Consider the following 10,469-nt stretch of genomic DNA (forward strand, 5'->3'; position numbering starts at 1 on the left):
TAAATAAGATAGTTTACCCAAAATTTGGTTTGCATACCCATTCGATACCAATTAAGAGGGGAGATTAAACAAAACATTGCTATAATTTTTTACCACAGGAGAACATTCGCATGGGCATAAGAAGCGGTTTAGAAGCTAATTTCGACTTTGAAATTATTGACGAATTTTTAGACCATTATGCAATGATGTGCGAAAATATGGAACCTTTGATTATTGATTTGGGTAACATTGAGCGCGTTCATCGCAGCATTGAAGAACTTTTTCGGATTTTTCACAATATCAAATCGGCTTCGGGCTATCTGCAGATTCAGCCGATGGTGCGTCTTGCAACCTTTGTGGAGGATGCCCTTGAGCAGTTACGGTTGCGTGAGAATGTCGTGAACGAGGAGACAATCAGCTGGCTGATCAATGTTTCGGATATGTTTATGCAGTGGCAAGAAGACCTCAAAATGGATAACGAACTGAGTAAAATCCATTTTTCCCTTTTAATTTTACCCGATATGGAGAAAGCGTGAAACAACTTGTAGCGTACATCACCGCAGGATATCCTGATAAAAACTTTACCGTCGATTTGGGATTGGCACTCGGTGAAAACGGTGTGGATATACTTGAGCTCGGTGTCCCCTTTTCGGATCCCGTAGCCGACGGTCCCGTAATCGAAGCGGCAAATGAGCGAGCGCTTCGGGCTGGATTTCGTTTTGCCGATATTTTGAGCATTTCGGAGGCAATCGCCCCAAAGGTTGATACCCTCTGGATGGGATATTTCAACCCTTTTTATCAGTACGGGATGGAGAAACTGCTGGACCGTGCACTCTCAATCGGCGTCAACGGCCTTATCATCCCTGATGTTCCGTATGAAGAAGCCAAAGCGTATCACAACCTTTTCGAGGATCGAGGACTTGCGAATATCACCTTCGTAGCTCCGACCGACGGAGAAGAGCGCATTGCAATGATTACCGCCGAAGCGCGTAAATTTATCTATCTTGTTGCGTATGCCGGTATCACCGGAAGCGGTAAAAGCGAAGATCTCGCACCCGTACTTGAAATGATCAAGCGGCATACGGCTACCCCGGTTTACGTCGGGTTCGGGGTCAATGAACAGACGGCTCGCGAAAAAGTGCAAGGGGCGGACGGCGTCATCGTCGGTTCGGCAATCGTCAATGTCCTTCTTGATGATACCTTGAGCAACACCCAAAAAATTGCCAAATGCTGCGAAATAACCCGCACGATTAAATCGCTTATCAATGAGTAAAGAGGGTAAGAGGTATTAATAGGACGGTAATGCGGTATTGGATTCTACTTTTATACGCAATGACCATAGCCATCAGGGCAGAGGGGACGCTCTATGATCATCTGAAAACACACTCCGATTTACAGAAACCGGTCCTCTTTAATTTCTCTGCGGAATCGGTATCCGGTGAAGATATGTTGTCGCGTCAAGTGCATTTAAAAGAGCCGTTTCAACGACTCGACGAGGGAAAAGACTACTCCCCCGCCTCTATTAATCTCAACGAACAACTCTCTTCCCGCTACAAGCGAGTGATCGAAGACTCGATCTACCTGCAACTTCTGATGCTCTCATCCATCGGGGTTTTGTCTACCATGCCTGAGAGTATTACGAACTGGAATACGGAAAAGCTCCAGGAACAGTCGCTTTACGAGCGCTGGGACGAGCATATCTCTACGACACCCGTTTGGGACAATGATGATTGGGTCATCAACTATATCGGTCACCCGGTATCGGGAGCATTTTACTATACTATGGCACGTAATGACGGAATGTCGATGGGTGAATCAGCAGCTTTTTCAGCCTTGATGTCCACCTTTTTTTGGGAATACGGGTATGAATCTTTTGCTGAGGTCCCTTCGATTCAAGATCTCATTGTTACCCCTTTATTCGGTTCGATTTTGGGGGAAGGGATGTTTGTTCTTGAAAAAAAACTGGATCAACAAGGGGGTGTGGTTTTCGGCTCCACGACTTTGGGAAATATAAGCTATTTCCTCCTGGACCCGCTGGGCAGTATCGCCGATTGGATGAGAAATACCCTTATCTTGTTGAATTTAGAACCTGAGGTAACGATGACGTTTCGAACCTATCCCTACGCTGCAATGCACCCCTTTCCTTTCACCCCCTTTCCGGAAGATTCGATACGTGTTCGAGAGCGTGAATATGGGTTTATCATAACTTTTCAGTGAGCCGGTCAGGCTGTAAAATCCTCCGCACCTGTAAACCGTTGATTAACAGATAATAGTGCTATAATTGCATTCTGACTTCGGTCATCCACGAGGGGGCGACATGGCTTCGACTGGATCAAGAAGGTTTAGGTTGCATCGCCGGACTGAGCAGCTCCGTTATACGGCTCACACTTGCTTAAACGCAAACAACACTAATTACCGTCCTGCTTACGCTGTAGCGTAAGTTTAACTTAATTTAGGACTGCGCTACCTTCCTATGCTATAACGGGAAGGGCTTGGCGTATAACCTCTGTGATAGCTATATTCTTGGAATGTCTCGGACTTGAATGAATTTAGAGAATTGGATGACGTAGCTTTGCACGTTGTGTGATAGTCATCTGAAAAACAAACAACGTTACTAAGCATGTAGACGCCTTTACTTCCTTGGTTTAGGACTCCGGTTCAATCCCGGACGCCTCCACCAACTTTTCAGCCTATTTCAGGCACTTAATTCATCTTTTTCACAATAAACTTTTATTTCAGACGCGTAGAATTCATTTTTTCACTCTCTATCCGGTTCCTCCCTTATTTATACTCTTGCCATGCCCAGAACTATTTGTGCATATTTAGAATATGTAGCGATGTTAAAGTCTTTACATTTAGTGTTTTTTAGGCAAAATTGGGCAACGGGATAAGACGAAAAATATAAAATAATTTCATGAAGGTTTTTTTTGGCGAAGTTGTATCTGGGTAAGCAAAAAATTTTCAATAGTGACGGTACGGTTTTCGGATATGAGCTGCTGTTTCGAGATCATGAGTGGGGGATTAAAGAATTTCCTTCTAATTTGAAAGCAACTTCCCATGTCATTATCAATACACTGACCAATTTAAATATCGATGATGTTTTAGGAAAAAATGAGAAGGCATTTGTCAATATTGATGAGAAAGTGCTTACTTCAGGTATTGTTGATGTACTGGACAAAAAAAGATTTATTCTGGAAATTCTGGAAACCGTTGATTTAACCGAAAATGTCGTCGAGCGGATCAAACTGTATCACAAACGCGGTTATACCATTGCGATAGATGATTTTGACTGCAGTGCAGAAATGATCAAAAAATTTGCTCCCTTGCTCAAATATGTGAACATCATCAAAATAGATATCCTTGCAGCGGCAGCAGAGAACATCGATGCCGTGATGAAAAAATTAAAAAACATCAATATAAAGTTTCTAGCGGAAAAAGTTGAAACGAAAGAAACGTACGACGATTGCAAAAAAATGGGATTTGATTTTTTTCAAGGTTATTTTTTACATCACCCTCAAACAGTGGAAATCGAGGGGCACAAAGAAGTAACCCATATGATTATCTTGCAGTTGATCAAATTGATAAAAAATGATGATGAAACGGCAAAAATTGAGATGTTTATACGCCAAAAAGCCGATCTCGCCTATAAATTAATCAAGTTTTTAAATAATCAAGAAAATTTTACGACACCTGTTGATTCGGTTGGGCAGGTGATTGCACTGTTAGGCAGAGATAAACTGTTAAGATGGTTGTTGATCTATCTGTATTCAGAAATTTCTACCAATCCTGCTTCCAAAACGATTTTACAATTTGCAATGCAACGTGCTGAACGGATGGAAAAGGATGCAGAGCCCAGGGAGAAAGACAAAGCCTATTTGGCTGGGATGTTTTCACTGTTAGGGGCAGTTTTTGATACCAACGTCAAAGAGTTGATGAAATATGTACAGATGGATAAAGAGATTACCCGACTTGTGATTGAAAAGAAAGGGAAATTTGCACACAGTTTGATCAAAGCGGAAAAAGCGGAAAAAGAGTATTTAAAAAAACTGATTTTTGACAATTTTGATAAATTGGATACGGTCGAATTGATTTATACCCTTGAGTTTAGCGGTATCGAGATGAACAAAAACGAATTGTAATCTTTCCCTTTCCTAGAAGAAATCATTGAATAGTTTTTTACTGTATAAAACTTGACTTTATCTATTTAATACAGGTAAAATACTGTAATTTACAGTTATTTATAATAAGGAAATAGATGAATATTACGATTGTCAATTTTAAAGGGGGTGTGGGCAAATCGATGATCGCCCATCAGCTTATCTCAGGATTTGGATTTCACGGATATGAGATCGATCCGTACGGTTCGCTTTCGGATCGGCTGCCAGAGCGGGTTGAACGTATTGACATTCAGCAAAAATCGATTCGCCAGCCGGACAAAGAGACGATTTTCGATTTCGGAGGGTTTGATGATATCAAACTTGATCAGGCGATCAGCTATTCGGATTTGATCATCATCCCGTTTATCCCCACACTGGAGACGATTCAGGGGACGGTTGATACATTAGTCCGGGTTGCATCAGCGAACAAACCGATCTTGATGGTGCCGAATATGAGCCAAAAAGAGAACGATATCAATGACGCGAAATTTGTATTCGAAGAGACGCTTGGGTTTGAGATCGAGATGTTCCCGATCCCGATGAGTGTCGCATTGCAAACGGCGATTAATGAAAACCGCTCGATCATTGAGCTCTCGCAACAAGGGGGGATCAAAGCCTATGCGTATAAAAAGAGTTCCAATCTGATCCGTAGTCTGCATGAGAAAATTCGAGAATATGAGAATATATAAACCGTTTCGTAGAGGTTAAAAAGGGTTAATAATGGAAGAACCGATCAAAGAAAATAAATTTGCAGCGCGGGTGACACAGCGGGAACTCTCAACCCACAAAGAGATTCAAACCGCAAAACATCCGGGCGGACGTCCTAAAAAGAGTGATGAAATCAAACAGAGTGAAAAGGTGTTTTTGACGCTTACAAAGGCTGAAAAAGAGAAACTTGACGAGCATACGGCGCGTACAGGCGAATCAATAGCCGGCGCGATACGCCGAGCGCTCAAAGAGATGGGGATGATATGAAAAAAATTATGATTAAACGAGCGATTCTTTTCGGATCGGTACTCTTGATGTTGGGCGGGTGTACTCAACAGCCGATTGCACCGTCTCAGAAAGCGTGCATGAGTGCGACACAACTCAATGTATACAGCTATGATCATCTTGCGCGTGTGGCCAAGCTGCTACGCGAAGATAAAAAAAATATTGAGTCGTTCGAAGGGTTTATCAATGCGATGAAAGGGACGGTGGACAGCTATTCCGAGATGGTCAAATCGAGCCTCTATATCAGCAATGTTGTCCGATTCTTACCGATTCCCTATGCAGGAGAGGTATCAAATACGACAAAGCTAATCTCCAAAACCGCATTGAATCTAGGCGGCGTAGCCAGTGCATTGAATAAGTACAAGAATAGCACCGAGTATTTTCTAGCCGGTTTCGATACGCTCAATCCGTCGAATGCAAGTGCGGCAGAGATATCCAAGCTAGCGGTATATGCGGATACAAAATTGCTCAACGATGCAAAAACTCTTGAAAATTCTCTAAAAGATATTTCAGAATCGACTGCGGCAATGGCGGCAACAACGCAAAGCATTGCCGATGCATTGGATACGACCGGAGGGTACGTTAATCAGGCGAAAAATTTTGTAGGGTTGTCACAACCTAGCCGTGATGACAAAAGTACGGTGGTTCAAAATCGCAATTCGATTAATACCCGTATGGCACAGCTCAATCAAAAAATCGTATCATTGGAAAAAAGTGGACAAGCGCAACGCTATAATATAGCCAAAGCACGGATTTATTCTGAATTAGCGGTACAGTTGGAGAAATAACAGAGGAATGGTGCGCCCGAAGGGATTTGAACCCCTGACCCTTGGTACCGGAAACCAATGCTCTATCCAGCTGAGCTACGGACGCGTATAAAAGAGGATGAAAGAGTAGTGGAAAAAGGCTTACGCCTTTTTCATGAAAGCGGCGACGAGAACGATCGTGCTGCCGTTGATTTTTCCCTCGATGTATCGTGCATCATCGGTCAGACGGATGTTTTTGACGATGGTTCCCCGTTTTGCGGTGAATCCTGCCCCTTTAACTTCCAAATCTTTGATGAGGGTTACGGTGTCACCTTCGGCGAGGATTGTTCCGTTGCTATCACGTTGAACGACTGGTCCCCCCTCCTCATTAGAAGCTGCTTTTAGCATACCTGATTGAGCCCATGCTTTGACATCGTCTTCGAGATACATCATATCGAGCTGGTCTTGATCTCCGAGTGCGCTGAGGAGACGGTATGCCATAACCTGTACGGCCGGAACCTGGCTCCACATACTGTCACTGAGACAGCGCCAGTGATCGGTATCAAGATTTTGAGGATTTTCGATTTGGCTTTTGCACGTTTCGCAGATATAGACGGATTGATCCGCAGAACCGTCGCTCGGAGCCACTTCAAAAACACTCAATCCTTCTGTTGCTCCGCACAATTCGCAAATATTTCCGCTACGTTCTTGTAATGTTTGTTCCATACTCATAATAACACCTTTATTAAATTAACTGCAAAGGACATCTGTGTCCTTGCCATTCAAATGGGCTTTGCTCATGTAAATGCTAACATCAGAATAATGTAAGAAGCGTATTATAGCGTATCAGGGGATCTTGTAATGTATCTGATCCCCATCGACGAGTACTTTCCCTCCGTTGCGGAGTAACTCTAGTACGGCGAGCTCTTCGAGAATAGTCCCCATAAACAGTGCTTTAAGGTGCATGATGTAGAGGGAGAAATTGTCTCTATTACATTTTTTCAGTTCATCTGCGAGGAGGGAAGGGGTGAGGTGTTTACTATTTGATGCCAGTTTTGCAAAGGCTGAGGGAAAAGAGACTTCGGTGATCAGTGTATGGAGGTAAGGACGTTCATCCAAAAGCTCCCAAATCCGATCACACCGATAGGTATCGGCGGTAAATAAAACCCCTGAACCGTTTTTTTCGATGATATACCCGCAACTTCCTTCCGTATGATCGGTTTTAAAAGGGGTGAGGGTAACACCGTCGACATGATAGGGCAATTCAAGTTCCAGTTCGATCAGTTCGATCGTTTTATCGGTATGTCCGATAAGGGTGATCTCCTTGAAATTCGGCCAAATGCGATCATTAAAAATACATTGGCGCAGATCATCGAGAGTGGCTTTCAATCCATAGATTTTTAAAGAAACTTTTTTTTGGGTAACGAAGAGGTCAGCGAGGAAAGGGATATCGATAATATGATCGAGGTGCGAATGGGTCAGAAAGATATGCTCAATGGTAAAAATCGTGCTCCCAAACGTATTGATAAGGTTTCCGGCATCGATGACGCAGTGCTCACTGACATGCAGGCATGTCGTCCCCTGTGTCGGTGTACGGGTTCCGCCAGTTCCTAAAAATTTGATCGTATCCATAATCTCCTGCTGTGCATTATCAAAGATGGTTAATTATAGTAAGATTCATGTTAATTGAGGTTTTAAGCGGCTGTAAATAGAGTATGATTATTTTTTAATCACATTCGTAGTGATATCGTAATATTTTTGATTTATGATTATGGCATGATACATCCATCCAAACCGATCTCTTCTTTTATTATGGTACTTATTGCTTTATGGTGCTTTATCTCTATAGAGGCTGCAGGGAAAGATCTTTCGACCAAAAAAATGGTTACACTCCTCCAGCCGATAGAACACCATGCAATGCAGTATGGAGAGGGTGACATTAAAGTTTATGTTTTTATTGACCCAAAATGTCCCCATTCGCAAGATTTTATGTCAATGCTTTTTGAAAGTCCGAAAATGCGGACGATATACCGTTATTACATCTTTTTTTATGAACTGAAACGGTTTAATTCGCACGCTTTGATAGGGACAATTTATACGGCTCCTTCGCCGTTACAACGGATGCTGGAAGTAATGGTCGGAAAAAAAGTTATTGATACTCTTCCTAGTGTTGAGCCTAGAATCGAAGAAAAGATTCATGATATTGAACGTGTGGCCGAACAGATCGGCGTATCCAAACGTCCATATCTTATTATTGCAAAAGAGTGGGATTAATTATGTATTACCATACGCCAAATACTTCAAAATTTGTTCTGTTTATCCGACGGATTCGGGCGTTGATCATTGCGTTGTTTGTAGTGCTTTCCATTGCTGCTTTTGCATTGATTAAGCCCGAATTGATTTCTTCGGATACTTTTTTTTGGCTGAGCGAGTCCAAACAATTTGAAAAAACAACACAGCGCGAATACGCTACGACCTATATCGGGCGACTGAGTGTCAAGACAGCTGCATTCAGCGAGGCGACAAAATTTCAATTGCAATCGCTGCAAGCCGAGCTTGAAAATCAACCGGATGTTGAGCAAGTGGAATCGCTATTTGCTGCACATATGGTCTACAACGATCAAACATCAGAAGAATCTGCGATTGTCAAAGCATTGCCTATCGGGCAGTTAACAGCACCGAAGATGATGGCCTTTGTGAAATCATTCCCGGAACCGTATACGCAGTTTGTGAGTGATGATTTCACGGAGTTCCATTTCATCATCCATTCACAAAGTCCTATCCATTTTGATCGAATGACCATTCCGTTTGAATACCATTACTCTGAACCGATTGTTGAAGCGGAGTTGGGGCATTACCTTTGGTATGTCGGTGTGATAGTCTTGGTTATTATGCTGATGTCGCGGATTTTATTTCGCAACTATATTGCGGCACTTGGGGCTATCATCGTCACCTTATTGACATTGATATGGACGTTCTCTATTATGTATCTGTTGACCGGAAGTAAACAAATACATATTGCCATGAGCTTGATGGTCGTCAGTATTTCGATCGGGCACTATCTTTATTTTTATTATCGATGGCATGTCTCTCAATTTAAAAGTGATCCGAATCGTGCACTTGAAAAAAGTATAAATCGAAATCTCCATCCAGCTGTTTGGACATTGCCGGTTTTGATACTGAGTTTAGGGTCGTTGCTTTTTGCCGATTCGAAGATTGTGACGATGCTGAGTTTGAGTCTGATGGTTTCATCGGCGGTAGCCTATATTATCAATATAGTCTTTCTTCCTGCATTGTTGAGCTATTTTTCGGTCAGCCACCCAAGAATAGGATTCGCGCGTATATGTTATTGGTTTGCAAATCGTGAAATTCATTACAGTCCTAAAGTGTTAAAAGGGTTTATGGGTTTAACCGTGATCATACTTTTGACCATTGTTATCCGTCTTACAATGGCTCCTGATGGATTTTTTGATAAGCATGTTGCCCAAAATACCATTACTCTAAAAGTTCCGTTCGAAGAAATCGATCTGGATACTCTGCATAAAATCGAAATTTTTGAGCGCGAACTGCGTACCCATAACGATGGCATAGAGAAGGTCGATTCGATTGTCGCAATTTTAAAACGGTTGGATATGGCGAATAAACCGCAAACTCCTTTTGATGAACAGCGGTTATTGCAAGCACTCTTTTTTCTTGAACTCTACGATCTTCAGCAAGCCTACATCGATAAGAATGCCTTGAATATCTCGATTACTCTTCATAACACGGATCAGTCAGCGGTTATCCGATGGCTGGAAGAGTATAAGGGGATTACGATTTATTTTACTGATATCGAAAGTCTGTCGGAGAGTTCAAAAATGGATAAAACGCTTCTCTTGGCGTTGTCTTCACTTTCCGCTCTTTTGATGATCGGCCTGATCATGGGGATTATTTTTCGCTCGGCTAGAATCGGTTTTGTCGGTTTTGTTGCGAATGCGGTGCCTATCATATGGTTCACGCTGTTTATGATGGTATTTGATTTCGAGCTGAGTATTGAAGCACTGATCGCCATGACGATATCTGTCGGATTGACATCCGATACGATTATTCATTTCGGTTACAAATATTTTAGAAGCCGATATTTCGGTAGAACCCAAAAACATGCATTGGAGATAATGTTCTTTTATTCAGGTGTTCCCGCGATTACCAGCGCCATAGTATTAATGACTGTTTTTGCACTTTTGACCTTGACCCAGCTGCAATCACTGCAATTGATCGGTGCGTATGGAGCGATTTTGATGTTTATATCCTTAATGAGCGATTTATTTATCCTTCCCGTACTGTTACTCGTAGTGGATAATAAATCAATTGGGCAAACACAGCGGCATTAAAATAGAAAATCAATCGAGTAAAAGGGGAAAAAAGAGGATTTGTCTATATATAATGTAAAACGTTATTACTAAAAATAATAGTAAATAAATATTTTGCAATTTCTTTCGAAAACCTCTTGACATCTTTATTGATTTCCCCTATAATTCCCGTCCACAAACGATGAGACGCTTCGAAAGAAGGGTTAAGTTTGAGTTTGAGATCATTGAAAACTAAGTAGGTCAAA

The 10,469-nt window shown here is 42.0% G+C and carries 11 protein-coding genes, 1 tRNA gene and 1 other RNA gene; 10 read left to right on the plus strand and 3 right to left on the minus strand.

Annotation, left to right across the window (positions count from 1 at the left end):
* The first annotated feature begins 110 nt into the window (after positions 1–110).
* The 8 genes from WB308_RS07135 to WB308_RS07170 all read left to right on the plus strand — a co-directional run bounded on the left by WB308_RS07135 (position 111) and on the right by WB308_RS07170 (position 5,917).
* Positions 111–515, plus strand: a complete 405-nt coding sequence (locus tag WB308_RS07135) for an Hpt domain-containing protein (RefSeq protein WP_424190387.1) — start codon at positions 111–113, stop codon at positions 513–515.
* Positions 512–1,252, plus strand: coding sequence for a tryptophan synthase subunit alpha (gene trpA, locus WB308_RS07140; RefSeq protein WP_424190389.1), 741 nt, complete (start codon positions 512–514; stop codon positions 1,250–1,252). The genes WB308_RS07135 and trpA overlap by 4 nt, the downstream gene beginning before the upstream one ends.
* 59 nt (positions 1,253–1,311) lie before the next feature.
* The gene (locus WB308_RS07145) at positions 1,312–2,196 is read left to right on the plus strand and encodes a DUF3943 domain-containing protein (RefSeq protein ID WP_424190391.1); all 885 of its coding nucleotides are present in this window, start codon (positions 1,312–1,314) and stop codon (positions 2,194–2,196) included.
* Positions 2,197–2,287: 91 nt separating this feature from the next.
* Positions 2,288–2,659, plus strand: a transfer-messenger RNA (tmRNA) gene (ssrA, locus tag WB308_RS07150).
* A gap of 247 nt (positions 2,660–2,906) precedes the next feature.
* The gene (locus WB308_RS07155; protein ID WP_424190393.1) at positions 2,907–4,118 is read left to right on the plus strand and encodes an EAL and HDOD domain-containing protein; all 1,212 of its coding nucleotides are present in this window, start codon (positions 2,907–2,909) and stop codon (positions 4,116–4,118) included.
* 116 nt (positions 4,119–4,234) lie between these two features.
* Positions 4,235–4,825 carry a ParA family protein gene (locus WB308_RS07160; RefSeq protein ID WP_424190396.1) on the plus strand — a complete coding sequence of 197 codons (591 nt, stop codon included), beginning with the start codon at positions 4,235–4,237 and terminating at the stop codon, positions 4,823–4,825.
* Between the two features lie 31 nt (positions 4,826–4,856).
* A complete protein-coding gene (locus WB308_RS07165) occupies positions 4,857–5,111 on the plus strand; it encodes a ribbon-helix-helix protein, CopG family (protein ID WP_424190398.1) in 255 nt (84 codons plus the stop codon).
* Positions 5,108–5,917 (plus strand): hypothetical protein, encoded by an 810-nt coding sequence (locus WB308_RS07170; RefSeq protein WP_424190400.1) that lies wholly within the window; start codon positions 5,108–5,110, stop codon positions 5,915–5,917. Before WB308_RS07165 ends, WB308_RS07170 begins: the two co-directional genes overlap by 4 nt.
* A gap of 8 nt (positions 5,918–5,925) precedes the next feature.
* On the opposite strand, the gene WB308_RS07175 is transcribed toward WB308_RS07170, so the two are convergent.
* From WB308_RS07175 to WB308_RS07185, 3 genes are all read right to left on the minus strand, one after another.
* Positions 5,926–6,002 (minus strand) — tRNA-Arg (locus WB308_RS07175).
* 35 nt (positions 6,003–6,037) lie between these two features.
* Positions 6,038–6,607: a PhnA domain-containing protein gene (locus tag WB308_RS07180; protein WP_424190402.1), complete on the minus strand. Its 570-nt coding sequence runs from the start codon at positions 6,605–6,607 to the stop codon at positions 6,038–6,040.
* 114 nt (positions 6,608–6,721) lie between these two features.
* The gene (locus WB308_RS07185; protein ID WP_424190404.1) at positions 6,722–7,507 is read right to left on the minus strand and encodes an MBL fold metallo-hydrolase; all 786 of its coding nucleotides are present in this window, start codon (positions 7,505–7,507) and stop codon (positions 6,722–6,724) included.
* 144 nt (positions 7,508–7,651) lie between these two features.
* Here WB308_RS07185 and WB308_RS07190 point away from each other — a divergent pair, with 144 nt between their 5' ends.
* Together WB308_RS07190 and WB308_RS07195 are read left to right on the plus strand one after the other, a co-directional pair.
* The gene (locus WB308_RS07190; RefSeq protein WP_424190406.1) at positions 7,652–8,149 is read left to right on the plus strand and encodes a hypothetical protein; all 498 of its coding nucleotides are present in this window, start codon (positions 7,652–7,654) and stop codon (positions 8,147–8,149) included.
* Between the two features lie 2 nt (positions 8,150–8,151).
* Entirely contained in the window at positions 8,152–10,245 is a 2,094-nt protein-coding gene (locus tag WB308_RS07195) for a hypothetical protein (RefSeq protein ID WP_424190408.1), read from the plus strand.
* Positions 10,246–10,469 lie beyond the last annotated feature (224 nt).

This window comes from Sulfuricurvum sp. (genome assembly GCF_049587615.1).
In the GTDB taxonomy this organism is placed as follows: Bacteria; Campylobacterota; Campylobacteria; order Campylobacterales; family Sulfurimonadaceae; genus Sulfuricurvum.

Coding starts and splice junctions, on each gene's coding strand:
- WB308_RS07135 (WP_424190387.1), top strand. CDS start 111: ATGGGCATAAGAAGCGGTTTAGAAGCTAATTTCGACTTTGAAATTATT.
- WB308_RS07145 (WP_424190391.1), top strand. CDS start 1,312: ATGACCATAGCCATCAGGGCAGAGGGGACGCTCTATGATCATCTGAAA.
- WB308_RS07160 (WP_424190396.1), top strand. CDS start 4,235: ATGAATATTACGATTGTCAATTTTAAAGGGGGTGTGGGCAAATCGATG.
- WB308_RS07165 (WP_424190398.1), top strand. CDS start 4,857: ATGGAAGAACCGATCAAAGAAAATAAATTTGCAGCGCGGGTGACACAG.
- WB308_RS07170 (WP_424190400.1), top strand. CDS start 5,108: ATGAAAAAAATTATGATTAAACGAGCGATTCTTTTCGGATCGGTACTC.
- WB308_RS07180 (WP_424190402.1), bottom strand. CDS start 6,607: ATGAGTATGGAACAAACATTACAAGAACGTAGCGGAAATATTTGCGAA.
- WB308_RS07185 (WP_424190404.1), bottom strand. CDS start 7,507: ATGGATACGATCAAATTTTTAGGAACTGGCGGAACCCGTACACCGACA.
- WB308_RS07190 (WP_424190406.1), top strand. CDS start 7,652: ATGATACATCCATCCAAACCGATCTCTTCTTTTATTATGGTACTTATT.
- WB308_RS07195 (WP_424190408.1), top strand. CDS start 8,152: ATGTATTACCATACGCCAAATACTTCAAAATTTGTTCTGTTTATCCGA.